Source organism: Emergencia sp. 1XD21-10, assembly GCF_009936045.1.
GTDB lineage: Bacteria > Bacillota > Clostridia > Peptostreptococcales > Anaerovoracaceae > Senimuribacter > Senimuribacter intestinalis.
Genome location: NZ_QWEQ01000007.1, coordinates 133037 through 150223 on the forward strand (window position 1 = coordinate 133037; position 17187 = coordinate 150223).

The following is a 17187-nucleotide window of genomic DNA, read 5'->3' on the forward strand; positions in this document are numbered from 1 at the left end:
AAAGTCGCCAAGGACTACAGACTCCTGCTTTCTATGCATAAGTCTAATATTTTTTCTTTTCAGTGCATTAGAAAAAACGATTTTCAACAGAAAAAGGTTGCTTTATCGCAACCTTTTTGACTATAAAGATGGCCTGGTTTATTCCTTCAAATCCCAGTCGATAGCACTCTGCCCGCTGTCTTCCAAAAAAGCGTTAGCCTTTGAGAAATACTGTCCGCCGTAAAAGCCATTGTATGCAGACAGCGGGCTGGGATGAGCTCCAGTCAGAATCAGATGATTCGAATTTGTGATCAGGCTTTGTTTTGATTTTGCATTACCGCCCCAGAGAATGAACACCATAGGTTTTTCTCTCTGGTTGAGAAGCCTGATTACCTGATCGGTAAATATTTCCCAGCCCTTTCCTTTATGGGAATTAGGCTGATGTTCACGTACGGTAAGACATGTATTAAGCAGCAGCACCCCCTGCTCTGCCCATTTAACAAGGTAGCCGTGATCCGGCGGATTGATTCCCAAATCATCCTTTAACTCCTTAAAAATGTTCACAAGTGAAGGCGGCTGTTTGATACCCGGCCGTACGGAAAAGGACATGCCGTGAGCCTGCCCCGGGCCATGATAAGGGTCCTGACCCAAAATCACCACCTTGACATCGTCATAGTCTGTATACTTCAGCGCATTGAAGATGTCATGCATATCCGGATAAATCGTTTTGCTCCTGTATTCCGCAATTAGAAACCGCCGTAGCTTTTGATAATATTCTTTCTCAAATTCTCCTGCTAATATTTCGTCCCATTGATTTCCTATATTTACCATAATGATTTCATCCCTTCTGCGGGTTTTCAAGACCCATTTCTTCATATCTGAGCCATCTGCCCTTTTTAATATAAATCAGCATCATAACAGCACCAATCATCCATGTAATTGGATATCCTAGAATCAGCAAATTCAGCTGATGCGCAAAGCTGAGACTGGCTTTAATCCAAATTACCCTGCAAACGCACAACGAGAAGATGGAAATGACCATACCCTCAAAAGTTCTTCCGACACCGCGAATTGCGCCGATGGCAATCTGCAGAATCGCTAAAACCCAGTAGAATGGATACATATACTTCATCATATAAATGCCTGTCTCGATAACCGCCTGCTCGCCAGTGAAAATCCGAATAATGTATGGACCAAAGACCAGCATCACAGCACCTGCAACCAATGCATAAGCAGTACCCATGCCGATGGACGTTTTCATACCATGCTTGATTCGGTCAACCTTCTGCGCACCGAAGTTCTGTCCGCAGAAGGTCGTTGCTGCCATGCTGATACTTAAAACCGGCAGCAGAATAAAGCCGTCTACTCTGTTAAATGCTGCATAAGACGCCATAACTGTAGCACCAAAACTGTTGACACTGGACTGTACGATGACATTGGACAGTGAAATTACAATGTTTTGTACACCTGTTGGCAGACCAATTTTTACAATCTTTGCCAGTAAATTGTCGTAAAAGCGAATCGCTTTGAAGTGCAGTTTATACATTTCATTGGTGCGCCGCAAAAACCGCAGAATAAAGAAACAGGAAATAGCCTGCGCAATATCTGTCGCAATAGCCGCCCCCACTACCCCCATTTTAAGCACTGCAACAAAGATAATATCCAAAATAGTATTAGATACCGCCGCAATAATCAGGTAAATCAGTGCACGTCTGGAGTTTCCTACGGCATTTAAAATACCCGCCAGCATGTTATAAATAACTGCAAAGAAATGCCCCGCAAAGAAAATCTGCAGGTATGCCTTTGCATCTGCAAACACCTCTTCCGGCGTATTCATCCAGCGAAGAATCCATGGCGTAGTCAGAAATCCTACGATTGATAAAATAATGCCTGCGCAGATAGCAATTGCCAAGGTAGTATGAATTGCCTTAAACACACCATCTTTATTCTGCGCACCATAAGCCTGAGAGGTCATTACTCCTGCACCTGCCGAAGCGCCAATACAAAATCCGATAAGAAGCTGAATGATAGCGCCGCTTGCACCTACTGCTGCCAGCGCCTGACTTCCTACGATGTTGCCTACAATTACAGAGTCCACAATATTATAAAGCTGCTGAAACAGATTCCCTAAAATCAGCGGAATTGAAAAAAGGAGGATTTCCTTCCAGATTGTGCCCGATGTCATTAAAGTGTTATTTTTTTCCATTTGATATCTCCTTTCCTCTAAAGCGTTACTTTCATGTAAACACATTTTCAGGCATAAAGTCAAGAGGTTATGCAAAGAAAAAACAATCTCCTCTTTTTTTCTTTCTTTTTTCATGTTAGAATAGTTTCATGAATAAGATATATATTTCAAAAGACGCAAATGTCAGACTAAAAGAATACTTAGAAACACTGGGTTACAGTTTGGAATTTGTAACATCAGATGGCATTGTCGATAAGGCAATTTCCAGTCATCCCGACACTTTTCTGTGTAAAATGGGCGTTGAAACCAATTCGCCTATTTTTTTCGCTGCTGCAGAAGACCTAGGCAAAGATTATCCTGCTGATGTAAGTTTTAATGCTGCCTGCACCGGCAAATATTTTATTCACAACCTTTCCCTGACCAACGAAAAACTGCTTCTCGCAGCCAAGGAAATGGGCATGGTTCTTATCGATGTTCATCAGGGCTACACCAAATGCAGCACGGTTATCGTGGATGAAACCTCTATTATCACCTACGATGAGGGAATTATCAAGGCTTGCAGCCAGTATCCGGATATTTCCGTACTTCGGGTTGCCCCTGGATTTGTTCGCCTTGACGGCTACGATACCGGCTTCATTGGAGGCGCTAGTGGAAGAGTCGGCAAAGAAATCATCTTCCACGGCGATTTGTTCGGGCACCCGGATTTTTCTTCCATCTTGGATTTTATCGAAAAGCGTGGACTTGCCTGCAAATGGTTTCCGCAGTTTAAGCTGACCGATATCGGGTCGATTTTATGAGCATGCGGGCTGCTTTGCGCTGAGATTGCGCTGAGACGGACTGGCTTTCGCTACGCAAGGCTGGGTTCCTGGCTATGCCGCCGCTCTGGGTTCAGACGTTGACAAATTTCTTGGTTTTTTGTATTTTTGTCAACAAATGCAAAGAAAAGAATCAATTTTTTCATCATTTTAATGCATTACTTTGACAAAATTGACAGATTTCCATTATTTTGTCAATTTAGTCAATGTTTTCAACAAAAAACCATGACAAAATTGACAAATTTCTTGATTTTTGTCAATCCTGTCAATATTTGTGTAAAATATCGGGTTTCCAATCAAGAATATGCTTCATTTATTGATAAAAAACCTTAAATAATAGGAATTTGTCAATACACAAAAACAAACAAGAGAGCAAATACAATTTGCAAACCTTGCAGTATATTCCGGAGATATCAAAAAATGCGGAAGGATGCGCACCGTAGAAATCACAAAATCAAAGATTTTGGATTTTCTGGCGTTTGACCTGCCATCGACTTCAGGCAGAAACCAGGCTAGGACTTCATGTAATGGAGGTGAAAGAAAGTGAAAAAGCATGCCATTATCCCCATCTTCATCCCTCATAAAGGCTGTCCCAACGACTGTATTTTCTGCAATCAGAAAAAGATTACAGCAAGGCAGCATGCGCCGACAGAGGAAGATGTTGTAAGCACTATCGAAACCTGGCTCTCAACACTGGAACCTGCTGGCACAGAAACGATTGAAATCGCTTTCTTCGGCGGCAGTTTTACGGGGATTCCAATAGAGGAACAGTCTGCCTATCTCGCTGTCGCCAAACGCTACAAGGATGCGGGTAGAATTCACAAAATCCACCTGTCCACAAGACCGGACTACATCAACGAACATATTTTAGACAATCTGAAAGCCTACGGCGCAGATGTCATTGAACTGGGTGTTCAGTCCTTTGATGACGAAGTTCTAAAACTTTCTGGAAGAGGGCACGACAGCGCCATCGTATACAAAAGCGCTCAGCTGATCAAGGACTACGGTTTTGAACTGGGGATCCAGCTGATGATCGGGCTTCCGGGAGATTCCCTCGACCGCTGTATTTTTTCGGCAAAAGAGACTGTTAAAATCAGTCCCTCCATTGCACGGCTTTATCCGACGGTGGTGATACGGGATACCGCCCTTTACGACCAGTATCTTTGCGGTCAATACATACCGCTGACACAGGAAGAAGCGGTGCTTCGCACCAAAGAAATGTACAAAATCCTCACAAACGCCGGTATCAACATCATTCGCGTCGGGCTGAAAAGCACAGATATCATAAACGAAGACGGCGATATCAACAGCGAAACTTATCACCCCGCTTTCCGCCAGCTGGTCTTAAGCGAACTGGCAAAAGAGGCGCTGGAAGCGCTTTTATTGGAGACAATGCTTCCGCAAAGCGAGACTGTGAAGGTAGACTTTTACGCAAACGGTAAAAACTTCTCAAATATGGTAGGACACTGCGGCTGCAACAAGGCGTATTTCCGAGAGAAATACCCGAACCTGCGAATTTTATATAAGGTCAATGACGCACTTTGCGACCATCAATTTGAAATTAATATTAAAGGAGATAAATAAATGAAAGAAACATCAAAAGCTGTAGTTACAGTCATAGGAAAAGACATGGTAGGAATCCTCGCCAAGGTTTCCACTGCCTGTGCAAATGCTAACGCAAACGTAATCGAGGTAACCCAGTCCGTACTGGACAGTTTTTTCTGTATGGTTATGATTATTGACATTACCGAAACTTCCCTTTCAATCGATGAGCTGCAGAAGTCTATCGCTGAAGCAGTTCCTGCTATGCAGGTTCATGTCATGCACGAGAATATCTTTAACTCCATGCACAGAATTTAATGGAAGGAGGGATATAAGAATATGCTGAATATGAGCGATATCATGGAAACCATTACCATGATTCAGGAAGAAAACTTAGATATCAGAACCATCACCATGGGCATTTCCTTAATCGACTGCGCTGACAGCGATATCGATAAGTCCTGCGAAAAGGTTTACAACAAAATTCTCCGCCTTGCCAAAGACCTGGTCAAGACCGGCGAATCCATTGAAAAAAAATACGGTATTCCTATCGTAAATAAACGAATTTCTGTTACCCCTATTTCCATGTTGGTGGGCGTTTCCGGCGGCGATCCCGTAAAATACGCAAAAACCCTGGACAAAGTTGCCCACGAGGTAGGCGTGAACTTTATCGGTGGCTTTTCCGCTCTGGTGCAGAAAGGCTTCAGCGCTGGCGACAGAGAGCTGATTGAGGCAATTCCTCGCGCTCTTGCAGAGACCGAACTGGTTTGTTCTTCCGTCAACGTAGGTTCTACTAAAGCCGGAATCAACATGGACGCAGTTAGACTCATGGGCGAAAAAGTACGACAGGCATCTGAACTGACGAAAGATAGACAGTGCATCGGTGCTGCCAAGCTGGTAGTATTTTGCAATGCCGTTGAAGATAATCCGTTTATGGCAGGCGCTTTCCACGGCGTAGGAGAAGCCGACTGCGTACTCAGCGTCGGTGTTTCAGGTCCAGGCGTTGTGCGTTCCGTCTTATCAAAGATGCCGGATGATGCACCGCTTAACGTAATCGCCGAAGCCATCAAGAAAACAGCATTTAAGATTACTCGTATGGGTCAGCTTGTCGGTATGGAAGCAGCTGAAATGCTCGGTGTTCCATTTGGAATTGTAGACCTTTCTCTGGCGCCGACTCCTGCCGTTGGCGATTCTGTCGCCCACATCTTAGAAGAAATCGGACTGGAGCAGTGCGGCGCTCACGGCACAACAGCTGCTCTGGCTATGCTCAACGACGCGGTTAAAAAAGGCGGCGTAATGGCATCCTCCAGTGTCGGCGGGCTTTCCGGTGCTTTCATTCCAGTCAGCGAAGACGCAGGCATGATCGCAGCTGCCAGAAACGGCGTACTTTCCATCGAAAAACTGGAAGCTATGACTGCTGTCTGCTCTGTAGGTCTTGACATGATCGTAATTCCAGGAGACACTGCCAGCGAAGTCATTTCCGCAATCATTGCAGATGAAGCAGCCATCGGTATGGTCAACTCCAAAACAACTGCGGTCAGAGTCATTCCTGCCATTGGACTTTCTGAAGGCGACGAACTTGACTTCGGCGGACTGTTGGGCTACGGACCGGTTATGCCTCTGCGTAGCCAATCCCCTGCCAAGATGATTCACCGCGGCGGCAGAATCCCTGCACCGCTACAGAGCTTGAAGAATTAACATTAGGAAATTAGTATTAAAAAAACCTGTCCGGCTTTTTCATTTGCCCGGCAGGTTTTTATTTTCCATTGAATTTTCGTACCTATTCCGTTTTTTTGCAAAAAAGGTATCAAAAATTAGGAGTTGTTTCATGCTAACTAAAAGGTTTTGAGCAAATGGACCAAAATTTATTGTACCTTTCTGTTTTTCAACGGAATATTTTCATGCAAATATTCCATTATACGAAAGTTTATTCCTTGATTTCCATATAATAGGAAAAATTATTCTGAGGGTTTAGTACCTTTTTTGCAAAAATCGCCTAAAGGTACCAATGATACATTTTGTTCATTTGCCATACCCACCTGAAGCTTTGCTCCGAGGAAGGATAGGGTTGTTATTTTAATATGAATCTCAGTCCCCCGGCGTTAAATGGATTACCGCAATTTCCGGCCGGTTAAGAAACCGCACCGGCACCGGACTGCTGCCGAGGCCCCCGCAAATAAAGAGCTTCATAGCGTCCATTTCGTAAAGACCCTTGGTATAAAAAGGTTCGCCGCCGGCAAGTTCCGGAAACCATGTTCCCCTGTTGTTCAGCCCGCCGACAAAGGGCAGCCGTACCTGTCCGCCGTGAGTATCTCCGCACATCGCTAAATCCACGCCAAAATCAGAAAAGGCTTTAGAATTGCTGATATGGGCCGCCAGAATATTGTATCGGCTCTCATCCAGTGTGAATTCATTATGCAAGTCGAAGGCGTCGGAATAGTAGACATTATCAATTCCATAAAGGCGCAGGCTGGTTTTCCCTATCTCAATATCACGACTTTCATATCGGATCACCTCTACTCCTGCCTTAGAAAGTCTCTCCTCGAACTCTGAATCATTGTCGTGTTCCCCATTTACTGCATAAACCGGATATTCTTCTGCAAGATCAGAAAGCAGCTGTTCTGCCACCTCCGCTCCCCGACTGTCGCCTGCAGAAAACATATCTCCCGTTGACACGATAAAGTCTGGTTTCGCTGTCTTAACTGCTTCTATCAGCCACTTGTTGTCCTCACCGAATTTCCACCCATGCAAGTCCGTAATCTGTACGATGGTCACTTCATCTTGTATTTTTTCACTCTCGATGGTCACTTCCGTCGTTGTAAGCGTAAAAGTGCCATAGTACCAGATTCCTGCCAGAATCAGGCAGTACAGAATAAAGTGCAGGCAGCCATGATGTTTTCTTCGTCTCTTCACTTTTATTTCATTCATTTTCGTTTCAGACTGCGCAGGTAGTCTTTCGTCTCCTTGTCAATTCTATAGCTTTCAATCGCTTTTTGCAGTGATTTGTTATGAATCCATTTGTCCAGCGTCTGTCCTTCAAAAAGCCCGACAGTGCTGTCATACTGCTTAATCAGAGCAAAGCTGTAATACCAAGCAATTGCCATGTTGATATAATAGTCGTCTCTGTGTATCTGTGCTAAAATTTCCAGCATTTCCGGTCTGAATTCATCATCCAGAAATAGCTGCAGCTGAGTTACAATCCCATATCGTACCGTATAAGTATCCGCACTTTTCATCCATTCCAAAGTCTTGTTATAAAGCCTGTTTAAATCCTTCTTAAATGCCTTCGGCGTAAAGCTGTCGCAGGTCGCCCAGTTATCGATATAAGGCAAAAATTCCTCTGTCATGGAAAGCGCTGTATCAAAATCCTTTGCAATCTGTTCGATGAGAAATGCGTGAAGATTGTTTTCTTCATAATATTTATGCGGTAATTCTGTCAGGAATGCGGCAATCTTCTGATCTGCTGCCATCTTCTTTGCAAGTTCCTTTGCCAGCTTTCTGAGAGCCGGAGTACGTACGCCGATGATGTTCTCCTTCTCATAACCCGGCATGAGCCTTGCGTGAAAATCCCTATATTTCAAATCTTGCAATGCAAATAATTGTTCTTCAATTTGCTTCATTTTCAGTTACCTTTCTCTTATAAATTTCTTCCAGTATATCATCAATCCACTGTAATGTCATCGCATATCTTTCTCATAAATCTCTTACAATTTTCTTAAATCCGATTATACCTCTTGACAGATAGTACTACGCATTGTATAGTATTACACGAAAGGGGGTATAATCCATGATTAACCCACAGATGAAAAAGGGACTCCTCGACGTCTGCGTACTGTCAGTACTCAGCCGAGGCGATTCCTACGGATACAAAATCATCAAGGATTTATCCGACTATATCAAACTGTCAGAATCCACTTTATATCCCATTTTGAGGAGACTGGAAGCATCTGACTGCCTGATGGTCTACACCGTAGAGCACAACAGTCGTCTTCGCAAAATGTACAAACTGACAGAAACCGGCAAAACCCAGATCAGAGAATTCCTTACCGGCTGGGAAGAAATTGAAATTATTTATCGATACATCAAGGAGGGATTAGAACATGAATAAAGAAATCTTTCTGCACCAGCTGCGAATCAGGCTGACCCAACTTCCGCCACAGGAGACACAGAAACGACTTGATTATTATGCTGAGCTCATCGACGATATGGTCGAAGACGGTGTCAGTGAAGAGGCTGCAGTTGCCAGTTTTGGCGATGTAAATCTGCTTGCACAGCAAATTCTTAGGGAAGCTTCCCTGTCTCATCTAGTAAAAGCAAAAGCTACACCAAAGAAAGGATGGACAACAACCGCCATTATCCTGGCTGTCATCGGTTCTCCTCTCTGGGTGCCCCTGCTATTTGCGTTCATTGCAGTCATCGGCTCTATCTTTATCGTCATCGCAGCAGTCATCATTGCTATCTTCGCAGTAGTCATATCCATTGGATTTGCTGGGATTATACTGCTATTTAAAGCATTTACGCTAACAAGCAGTGGTATCGGTTATGTGCTGCTCACCATCGGCTTCAGCTTTATCTTTGTTGGTCTGTGCCTTCTGGGCATTCTTGCCGCAAAGGCTGCCGCAGTCTACCTTACTCAATTCTCACGCTATATCTATGGGCAGATAAAGAGTCTGTTCATCAAACAGGAGGTGTAATAGATGAAACACAGTACAAAAATTATCCTACTTGCCTCTGCAGGTCTGATTTCTTTCGGTCTCATTCTGTCCATTATCGGTCTAATCTGCGGCGGTTCTCTAACAAATATTATGGAGAGCGACCTCTGGCGTTTTGTAGGTTTTAAAAAAGTTCACTACGATAATACTTTTGAAAATGACAATACATATCACATCTCCGCATCTTCCATTCGTTCCATCAGTATCGACTGGATTGACGGCGATATTTCCGTCATCCCTTACGACGGCGATGACATCATTTTAACCGAATCCTCAAACAAAGAGTTAGACGATGAATACTGCCTTCGCTACCGGATTAAGCACGGCGTTCTTCAAGTCGAATACTGCAAATCCAACTACTATATCGGTTTTTCCTTCTCCGATAATGATGATAATCTCCCAATTAAAGCGTTGGAGATAAAAGTTCCCAAAAATATAGCGGAAAGTTTGCAGGAACTGGACGTTGACGCAATATCTTCCGACATCTATCTGGAAAATATCGCGGCGCAGGCGCTGTCTATTGATACCATTTCCGGAAACTTAACGGGGAATCTCCTGCTGGCTGATGACATCACCTTCGATTCTACCTCCGGCTCCATGGATTTAAAGCTGTCGCATTGTCCTTCTTCCTTTGAAATGTACACAATCAGCGGTGACTGTGTTGTGTATCTTCCAAAAAAGCCTAGTCTGGATTGTGACTTTGACACCATCAGCGGCAATTTCCACAGTGAATTTGACATCAATTTTAAGGATGAAGACGAATTCATCATCGGCAGCGGCAAAGCTTCCTTTGAATTTTCTTCCACCAGCGGAGACATGACCATAAAAAAACTGAAACTTTAGGAAATTCTTCCAATCTTCTTTGACCCTTCCCGGGAATTATGTTAAAATATTTTTAAGTATTTTAATTGCTGGGGAGGGCTTTTTTATGTGCGCATTTGTAGCATTCAATCAGGTAAAAAAAGTATATCATATGGGAGAGGTTTCCATCGAAGCACTGAAGGACGCTACCTTTGAAATAGAAAAAGGTGAAATCTGCGTCATCGTTGGCGCTTCCGGTGCAGGAAAGACCACCCTTTTGAATATTTTAGGCGGTATGGACACCTTGAGCGGGGGCTCCGTCATCTTAGATGGTACCGATATTTCAAAGTTCGACAAGAAACAGCTGACTGCCTATCGCCGCCATGACATAGGATTTGTGTTCCAGTTCTACAATCTGGTACAGAATCTGACCGCCCTCGAAAATGTCTCGCTGGCAACCCAGATTTGTAAAAATCCGCTGGATGCCCGCACCGTTATGGCGGAAGTGGGACTCGGTCACAGAATGAACAACTTCCCTGCCCAGCTTTCCGGTGGTGAACAGCAGCGTGTCGCCATCGCTCGCGCCCTTGCAAAAAATCCAAAGCTGCTCCTCTGCGATGAGCCCACGGGAGCTCTTGACTATAACACCGGCAAAGCTATTTTAAAACTGCTGCAGGATACCAGCAGAAAAAATGGCATGACCGTCGTTATTATCACGCACAACTCCGCGCTAACTGCCATGGCTGACAGGATTATTCATATCAAAAACGGCACCGTTTTTTCTGAAGAAAAGAATCAACATATTGTTCCTGTTGAAGATATCGAATGGTAAGAGAGGTCGCCCATGCTAAAGAAATCTACATTTAGAGAAATCAAATCAAGTCTTGGTCGCTATCTTGCCATTCTCGCCATCGTCGCTCTGGGCGTAGGCTTTTTTTCCGGACTAAAGGTCACCCGGCAAGCCATGATTGCCACAGCAGGAAACTATCTTGATGCAAACAATTTTTTCGACTATCAGGTCATGAACTCACTGGGTTTCGAAGAAGAAGATGTCACTGCTATGGCAGCCCTTAAAGACGTAAAAAACGCCGAGGGCTCTATCAGCTGTGACGTGCTTTATCATACTGATAATGTAAAAACCGACCAAGTGCTGAAACTGCATTCCCTGCCTGAGAATATCAATACCTTAACCTTAAAAAGCGGTCGCATGCCAAAAGCTGCAAATGAATGCATTATCGACTACAACCTCCTCGATGAAGATCCCATAGGCTCTGTAATCCATTTGTCCAAGGATAACGAAGATGACACACTGGACATGCTGACCCATGACACCTATACCGTTGTGGGAACCTGTGTTTCCCCCATTTACCTGAATTTTGAAAGGGGCTCCACCGCTCTTGGAAATGGATCCGTTTCCGGTTTTGCCTACCTCGGAGACGGAGGTTTTGATACGGACTATTACACTGAAATTTACCTGTCCCTTGTTGAAAACTTTCCCATTTACACCAGTGCATACAAAGATCTCATCTCAAGAACGGAGGATGCCGTACAGACACAGGTTGACATACAAGCAGACCGCCGCTATGACGCTATCGTGACAGAGGCACGCAAAGAGCTTACAGAAGCTCAGAAAGAATATGACAAAAACTACAAGAAATATCAGAACGAAAAAGCTGATGCCCAGCGAGAACTTGCCAGTACCTATCAGAAGTTGACAGACGGCAGAGCCGAAATTGCCAAAAACAAAGAGAACTTAAACAAGCAGGAAAAACGCCTCAAAGATAATCAGGCTAAGGTAGAACAAGGGCTTGCTGAAACCGCAAAAAAACGAGAAGAATTTGAAGCAAATAAAGCTTATCTGCCACCGGAACAGGCTGCACAGATCGAAGCGCAGCTTTCTGCTGCCGAAAAAGAACTGCAAAAGAATCTAAAAGAAATTAAAACAGGTTTTACGCAAATAAGCGAAGGCAGAAAGAAGCTTTCCAAGTCCGAAAAAGAAATCGAAGACGGCTTCACCGCCTACTATAAAGGCAAAGCGGAAGCAGATGAAAAGTTTGCAAAAGCGGATGCGGAATTTAAAGATGCACGAATAGAACTTGCCGATGCCGAAAAAGAAATCGAAGACATCGAAACACCTGACACATATGTGCTGGACAGAAATACCAACATCGGCTACGCCTGTTTCGAAAATGACTCCGGTATTATCGATGGAATCGCAAAAATCTTTCCGATTTTCTTCTTTCTGGTAGCAGCCCTTGTGTGTATGACTACCATGACAAGGATGATTGATGAACAGCGAACCCAGATTGGCGTTCTGAAAGCTTTAGGCTACAGTAACGGCGCGGTCATCGAAAAATATATGTTCTATTCGGGAAGCGCCGCTTTAATTGGCTGTATCATCGGCTTCTTCTCCTGCTGTTACATCTTCCCGATTATCATCTGGAACGCCTACGGCATGATGTACGATTTCAGCGCAGACCTTGTCTATATCGTCGATAAACCGCTGGCAGCCTCTGCTCTTGCAGTTTCTCTGCTGTGTTCCATGGGGACTACCCTGTTCTCCTGCTATGCAGAGTTCAGAGAAGTGCCTGCCCAGCTGATTCGCCCCAAAGCCCCGAAAAATGGAAAGAGAATTCTTCTGGAGAGAATTCCTTTCCTCTGGAATAAGCTGAGCTTTCTCTATAAGGTATCGTTTAGAAATATTTTCCGCTACAAAAAGCGTTTTTTCATGATGGTACTGGGTATCAGCGGCTGTACTGCCCTGCTTCTGACGGGTCTCGGCGTCAGCGATTCTGTGCGAAACTTCGCTGACTATCAGTACGACGAAATTCAGGTATACGATTACAGCATCACATTTAATAAGGAAATGACAGAAACTCGCCAACAGCGCTTTTCTGAAAGAAATGCTTCTTCTATAGACAAGCTGATTTATCTCCACCTAAGCAGTGCCGACCTAGTGACAGAGGACGCTGTAAAATCGGTCAACTTGATTGCAGCAGACAGTTCTGACTTTGGTGATTTCATAAGGCTTCATGATAACGCCGGTAATCCAATTTCCTACCCGAGCCAAAAGGAAGCGGTTATCTGCAGAAAACTGGCTAGCTCCTATAATCTTTCGCCAGGCAGCGATTTTATTCTGCGAAACAAAGACGGAAAGGAAGTTCATCTTACCGTCAGCGCCGTCTGCGAAAATTACGTGCAAAACTACATCTATATTTCACCGAAAGCTGTAGAAAATGACTGGGGCAGCCTTCCTGAAATAAAAGCCGCACTGGTTTATGCCGCTTCTGATTCTGCTGCAAGCGGCTCAAAGGCAAATGCAGGCGATAACACCGAGCATATCTACAGTTCTTCCGCCAGCGTCCTAAATGATTCCTATGTAGCTGCAGTTTCTATCAACCACGATTTCAGAATCCGCGTAGAAAACATGATGGAAAGTCTGGACTACGTTATTCTGTTGGTTATCCTCAGCGCTGGCGCACTGGCGTTTATCGTGCTTTACAACTTAACCAACATTAACATTACAGAGCGAATTCGGGAAATCGCTACCATCAAAGTGCTGGGCTTTTATCCTGGTGAAACCTCTGCCTATGTGTTCCGCGAAAACTTTTTCCTGACAGGAATCAGTGCCCTCGTAGGACTTATTCTGGGGAAAGTACTCCATGCTTTTGTCATGAGCCAAATCCAAGTGGATTTAATTTGCTTCGACGTGCGAATCACACCGCTCAGCTACGTACTTGCCGTGATTCTTACATTTGCCTTTGCTGCAATAGTCAGCTGCGCCATGTACTATAAGCTGGAGAAAATCAGCATGACTGAATCACTAAAATCCATCGAATAAAACATCATGCTTCGCTGCGTATTTGCATACTTGCACAATTATCCACGACAGAAAAAAAAGTTTTCTTAAAAGGCAATTTCGCCAAAAATAAGAAAACTTTTTTCTGTAGTCAACAAACGCGCAGCAGGCTCTCGTCTATTCAATATATCCTACTACATCGCCTGCCTTAAAAACATGTTCATCTTCGATGAGAATTTCTTTGAGGATGCCGCTGACCGGCGCCTTAATCTCTACGGTTTTCTTGTCCACTTCACCCTCACAGACGGTCTGCCCCTCCTTAACAGCTTCTCCCACTTCCACCAGCCATGTGATGGTTCCTTTTTTTGCTGTTAAATCAATAGGCTGCTTCATACACTCACAGTTTCTGTAAGGCTGCGGCTTTGGCAGCAGACTTTCCGGCACGATAATTTCCTTTGCCATCTCTTACGCCTCCTTCTCATCTTCTTCATAGAACGGACATTTCTCTTCCAGGCACTGGGCATTTTTCCCATGGTATCTGCATTTGATGTCATCTGAAATCTCCATATGTAACCCGCATTTTTCGTTGATATATGGCACACCCTCCTGCGCCGCCAAAAAGGAAGTCCTCTTGCAGCACCTAGGTCCCGGATATTTGGAAATCGCAATCAGACTCTTACCAGTTCCCTCGTTTGCCCACTGCCAGTTTTCCACAGAAAGAGGCGACGCTCCGGTATATACACTGATAAAAATGCCAATGCCTACTGCCGCACCACAAGTACCGCAGTTTCCACAAAATCCAGGAGGCACGGTCTTTGCCCGTTCTTCTGTTATAGCAAGCCAGCTATCCAGTTCCTCCCAGGATTTTCCCTCCTGAATCGCCGCAATGCACAGCAACGCCGCCGGCATGATAAAGTGGTGATACGGGCAGTGCATAGGCATGCCTTCCATGTTCATCAGCTTCATCAGCGCTTCTTCCGCTTTGAGATTTTTTCCCTCTTCATACATGCTCTTACAGACCGCTCTCATATCTGTAAAAACTTCATCTTTCATTATAAATGCCATGATTACTCACTCCTTCCTGCTAAAAAATTCAATATATCTTCTTTATTGGATGTTCCAAAATATGCCTCAAGCTTTATCCCCTGCAGGGCTTTTTCTATGGCGCTGTAAGAAAATTCAACGCCCTGCAGTCTCGCAGAGATTTCCCCAAAATCTTCCAGCCCCAAATAATCTCCGCTAAAAGAACAACTTTTGATTTCGCTACCCTTGATATTTCCATGAAAGGTCACTGTACCTACAGGAAATCTGCAGCTTGCCTCCATGGTACATATCGGATTCCTGCCGAAATTCCATTGTCTGTTTCCATATCTGCGCTCGATGAGAGTCGCGATTTCCTCTTCTTCATCTGGGCTCATTTTCCCAATGAGTTGACAACTTTTTGATAGTTCCTTTCCCCAGTCTTCAAAGAAAATATCTGCACTGATATGTCTAAGCGCAGGCACCAGTCCACGCAGATTGGAAACTCTGCTGCGTACAGAGGTAACGCCTTTCGACACTAATTTTTCCTTCTTTGGCGTCAGAACTTTTTCCATAGCAGCAAGATTACAATCAAAGAGAATGCAACCATGAAAAATCCCACGTTCTTCTCTCTGTGTCATGGCTGTACCGCTGATTTTCACTACATTTCCTGAGGAATCCGTCATACAGATGTCGTTTCTGCCGTTTGCAAAACATGGTGCGCCGCAGCTCTGCAGATAGCTTATCATCATCTGCAATCCCTGCGCTGCCTTCTCCTCAAAGACCCCATCTGGGAAAATGAAGGAAAAATTGATATTTCCCAAATCGTGAAAGACTGCGCCGCCTCCTGTCAATCTCCGCACTATTCCGATATGCTCACGTGCCGCAGCTGCCTCATCAACTTCTGCCAGCGTGTTCTGATGTCGACCGATGATAACTGAGGGGTTGTTGCGCCAAAGATAAACGGTATCTTCCTCCACATGATTAAAAAGCATCTCTTCCCTTGCCAAATTATGACTGGGGTTATGACTTCTTTCGATGATTAAATTCATAACAGACCTCGCACGGCTTCCTTTAATAGTTCTCCCTCCGTAGGGTGCGGAAATACCTGCTCCAAAAACTGCTCTGCAGTCATCTCAGCAGCAATCGCTGCCTGTCCGATTTGAATGATTTCTGAAGCCAAATGAGAAACCACATGAAAACCTTTTAAGATGTGGGTTTCTTTTTCCATGACTGCCTTTGCAAATGCGCCCTGCGTGCCGAAAATCACGCCGCCTGCCATCATATCTGTCGAAAGATAACTTTCTACCATGCCTTCTTTGCAAATACTGCCTGCTGCCGCTGCCTCAAGGGGCGTAAAGATACACTGGGCAGTAACGATGTTTGGTTTTATGCGTTCGGTTCTTTCCCCGGTCACCGCCGCACCAACTTGTCGGCCATCCTCTGCTGCCATATCCGCTGTAAAATGTACGCCTTTGCAGTCTCCAATCAAGTGAATTCCTGCCGTCTGTCCTTTAATCAACGGAAGCTTCGGCTTTCTTCCGCAGCAAAATACCATATTCTCAAAAACACCGGATACGCTGTTGGTCTCAAGCTGTACACCCAGGCTTCTCAGGTAGGAGGCCATGGCATCACTGATGTCCTTATCCCATCCCGGCAGAATTCGCGGCATATGCTCGTGCAGAGTAATCTGAACGCCCAAGGACTGTAAAATCACCGCAAGTTCCACCCCAAGGACGCCGCCTCCAATTATATCAAGTCGTTTTGGCAGATTTTCCAGCGTAAAAAGCTGTTCTGCGGTAAACTGCTGCTCTGCGGTAAAGTTTTCTGCACTGATTGGCTCTGAGCCAGTGGCAACAATAATTTCATCACACATCAGACAGGTTCCATCTGCCAGTGACACCTTGCCGGTCTCTATCTGGCTAACCTCCGCTTCTAACAGCTGAACCTTCTGCTTCTGCAGCATATATGTCATGCCGTACACAAGCTGCTGAATCTTCCCAGTAGCTAACTTACGCAGATCCTTCGGGGTTAGCTCCGTTTTCGCAAAACCGCTTCGAATTAGAGGCTCTGCCGATTTTATCACCTGCAAATAAACTCTGGTCGGAATACAGCCGCTGTTGACACAAGTACCTCCGATAGAGTTCTTTTCTATTAAAACTGTTTCAATTCCTCGACGTCTAAGCCCCATTGCCGCCTCATAGCCAGCCGGACCGCCACCGATTACGATGACTTTCATGGAAACGGTCACCTCCTGTATCAGTGTTTTGGTAAAACTCTCAATTAAAACCCAATCTATCACTAGATATTATCTATTATAAAACTTTGTCTTAT

The 17187-nt window shown here is 44.6% G+C and carries 17 protein-coding genes; 9 read left to right on the top strand and 8 right to left on the bottom strand.

Annotated elements, in window-relative coordinates:
• Positions 1-138: 138 nt before the first annotated feature.
• Together D1151_RS05630 and D1151_RS05635 are read right to left on the bottom strand one after the other, a co-directional pair.
• Positions 139-810 (bottom strand): uracil-DNA glycosylase, encoded by a 672-nt coding sequence (locus D1151_RS05630; RefSeq protein WP_161908249.1) that lies wholly within the window; start codon positions 808-810, stop codon positions 139-141.
• A gap of 7 nt (positions 811-817) precedes the next feature.
• On the bottom strand, positions 818-2185 hold the full coding sequence (locus D1151_RS05635) for an MATE family efflux transporter (RefSeq protein WP_161908250.1): 1368 nt from the start codon (positions 2183-2185) through the stop codon (positions 818-820).
• A 128-nt stretch (positions 2186-2313) separates the two neighbouring features.
• On the opposite strand from D1151_RS05635, the gene D1151_RS05640 reads away from it, so the two are divergent.
• The 4 genes from D1151_RS05640 (at position 2314) to D1151_RS05655 (ending at position 6219) form a co-directional block, all read left to right on the top strand.
• Complete coding sequence (locus D1151_RS05640; protein ID WP_160202700.1) at positions 2314-2961, top strand: DUF6873 family GME fold protein; 648 nt, start codon at positions 2314-2316, stop codon at positions 2959-2961.
• 561 nt (positions 2962-3522) lie between these two features.
• The gene (locus tag D1151_RS17140) at positions 3523-4563 is read left to right on the top strand and encodes an elongator complex protein 3 (RefSeq protein WP_160202701.1); all 1041 of its coding nucleotides are present in this window, start codon (positions 3523-3525) and stop codon (positions 4561-4563) included.
• Complete coding sequence (locus tag D1151_RS05650) at positions 4564-4839, top strand: ACT domain-containing protein (RefSeq protein WP_160202702.1); 276 nt, start codon at positions 4564-4566, stop codon at positions 4837-4839. It begins immediately after the preceding gene.
• A 21-nt stretch (positions 4840-4860) separates the two neighbouring features.
• The gene (locus tag D1151_RS05655; RefSeq protein ID WP_160202703.1) at positions 4861-6219 is read left to right on the top strand and encodes a PFL family protein; all 1359 of its coding nucleotides are present in this window, start codon (positions 4861-4863) and stop codon (positions 6217-6219) included.
• 390 nt (positions 6220-6609) lie between these two features.
• On the opposite strand, the gene D1151_RS05660 is transcribed toward D1151_RS05655, so the two are convergent.
• A complete protein-coding gene (locus D1151_RS05660) occupies positions 6610-7434 on the bottom strand; it encodes a metallophosphoesterase (protein WP_161908251.1) in 825 nt (274 codons plus the stop codon).
• Between the two features lie 11 nt (positions 7435-7445).
• Positions 7446-8141, bottom strand: a complete 696-nt coding sequence (locus tag D1151_RS05665; protein ID WP_161908252.1) for a DNA alkylation repair protein — start codon at positions 8139-8141, stop codon at positions 7446-7448.
• Positions 8142-8308: 167 nt separating this feature from the next.
• On the opposite strand from D1151_RS05665, the gene D1151_RS05670 reads away from it, so the two are divergent.
• From D1151_RS05670 to D1151_RS05690, 5 genes are all read left to right on the top strand, one after another.
• Complete coding sequence (locus tag D1151_RS05670; RefSeq protein WP_201759594.1) at positions 8309-8629, top strand: PadR family transcriptional regulator; 321 nt, start codon at positions 8309-8311, stop codon at positions 8627-8629.
• Positions 8622-9215 (top strand): DUF1700 domain-containing protein, encoded by a 594-nt coding sequence (locus D1151_RS05675; protein WP_160202706.1) that lies wholly within the window; start codon positions 8622-8624, stop codon positions 9213-9215. Before D1151_RS05670 ends, D1151_RS05675 begins: the two co-directional genes overlap by 8 nt.
• A 3-nt stretch (positions 9216-9218) precedes the next feature.
• Positions 9219-10076, top strand: coding sequence for a DUF4097 family beta strand repeat-containing protein (locus D1151_RS05680; protein ID WP_161908253.1), 858 nt, complete (start codon positions 9219-9221; stop codon positions 10074-10076).
• Positions 10077-10161: 85 nt separating this feature from the next.
• Positions 10162-10866 carry an ABC transporter ATP-binding protein gene (locus tag D1151_RS05685; protein ID WP_160202708.1) on the top strand — a complete coding sequence of 235 codons (705 nt, stop codon included), beginning with the start codon at positions 10162-10164 and terminating at the stop codon, positions 10864-10866.
• A gap of 12 nt (positions 10867-10878) precedes the next feature.
• On the top strand, positions 10879-13875 hold the full coding sequence (locus D1151_RS05690; RefSeq protein WP_161908254.1) for an FtsX-like permease family protein: 2997 nt from the start codon (positions 10879-10881) through the stop codon (positions 13873-13875).
• Between the two features lie 135 nt (positions 13876-14010).
• Here D1151_RS05690 and D1151_RS05695 read toward each other — a convergent pair whose 3' ends face one another.
• Genes D1151_RS05695 through D1151_RS05710 form a run of 4 tightly spaced genes read right to left on the bottom strand, consistent with a single transcriptional unit; the run spans position 14011 to position 17092 of the window.
• Positions 14011-14295, bottom strand: a complete 285-nt coding sequence (locus D1151_RS05695; RefSeq protein WP_161908255.1) for a lipoyl domain-containing protein — start codon at positions 14293-14295, stop codon at positions 14011-14013.
• Between the two features lie 3 nt (positions 14296-14298).
• A complete protein-coding gene (locus D1151_RS05700; RefSeq protein ID WP_161908256.1) occupies positions 14299-14898 on the bottom strand; it encodes a DUF5714 domain-containing protein in 600 nt (199 codons plus the stop codon).
• 2 nt (positions 14899-14900) lie between these two features.
• Complete coding sequence (locus tag D1151_RS05705; RefSeq protein ID WP_160202712.1) at positions 14901-15905, bottom strand: lipoate--protein ligase; 1005 nt, start codon at positions 15903-15905, stop codon at positions 14901-14903.
• Positions 15902-17092, bottom strand: coding sequence for an FAD-dependent oxidoreductase (locus D1151_RS05710; protein ID WP_161908257.1), 1191 nt, complete (start codon positions 17090-17092; stop codon positions 15902-15904). Before D1151_RS05710 ends, D1151_RS05705 begins: the two co-directional genes overlap by 4 nt.
• Positions 17093-17187 lie beyond the last annotated feature (95 nt).

Bases quoted from the DNA above. Each gene is read 5' to 3' on its own strand.
- D1151_RS05630 (WP_161908249.1), bottom strand. From the start codon at position 810: ATGGTAAATATAGGAAATCAATGGGACGAAATATTAGCAGGAGAATTT.
- D1151_RS05635 (WP_161908250.1), bottom strand. From the start codon at position 2,185: ATGGAAAAAAATAACACTTTAATGACATCGGGCACAATCTGGAAGGAA.
- D1151_RS05640 (WP_160202700.1), top strand. From the start codon at position 2,314: ATGAATAAGATATATATTTCAAAAGACGCAAATGTCAGACTAAAAGAA.
- D1151_RS05650 (WP_160202702.1), top strand. From the start codon at position 4,564: ATGAAAGAAACATCAAAAGCTGTAGTTACAGTCATAGGAAAAGACATG.
- D1151_RS05655 (WP_160202703.1), top strand. From the start codon at position 4,861: ATGCTGAATATGAGCGATATCATGGAAACCATTACCATGATTCAGGAA.
- D1151_RS05665 (WP_161908252.1), bottom strand. From the start codon at position 8,141: ATGAAGCAAATTGAAGAACAATTATTTGCATTGCAAGATTTGAAATAT.
- D1151_RS05670 (WP_201759594.1), top strand. From the start codon at position 8,309: ATGATTAACCCACAGATGAAAAAGGGACTCCTCGACGTCTGCGTACTG.
- D1151_RS05675 (WP_160202706.1), top strand. From the start codon at position 8,622: ATGAATAAAGAAATCTTTCTGCACCAGCTGCGAATCAGGCTGACCCAA.
- D1151_RS05680 (WP_161908253.1), top strand. From the start codon at position 9,219: ATGAAACACAGTACAAAAATTATCCTACTTGCCTCTGCAGGTCTGATT.
- D1151_RS05685 (WP_160202708.1), top strand. From the start codon at position 10,162: ATGTGCGCATTTGTAGCATTCAATCAGGTAAAAAAAGTATATCATATG.
- D1151_RS05690 (WP_161908254.1), top strand. From the start codon at position 10,879: ATGCTAAAGAAATCTACATTTAGAGAAATCAAATCAAGTCTTGGTCGC.
- D1151_RS05695 (WP_161908255.1), bottom strand. From the start codon at position 14,295: ATGGCAAAGGAAATTATCGTGCCGGAAAGTCTGCTGCCAAAGCCGCAG.
- D1151_RS05700 (WP_161908256.1), bottom strand. From the start codon at position 14,898: ATGGCATTTATAATGAAAGATGAAGTTTTTACAGATATGAGAGCGGTC.
- D1151_RS05705 (WP_160202712.1), bottom strand. From the start codon at position 15,905: ATGAATTTAATCATCGAAAGAAGTCATAACCCCAGTCATAATTTGGCA.
- D1151_RS05710 (WP_161908257.1), bottom strand. From the start codon at position 17,092: ATGAAAGTCATCGTAATCGGTGGCGGTCCGGCTGGCTATGAGGCGGCA.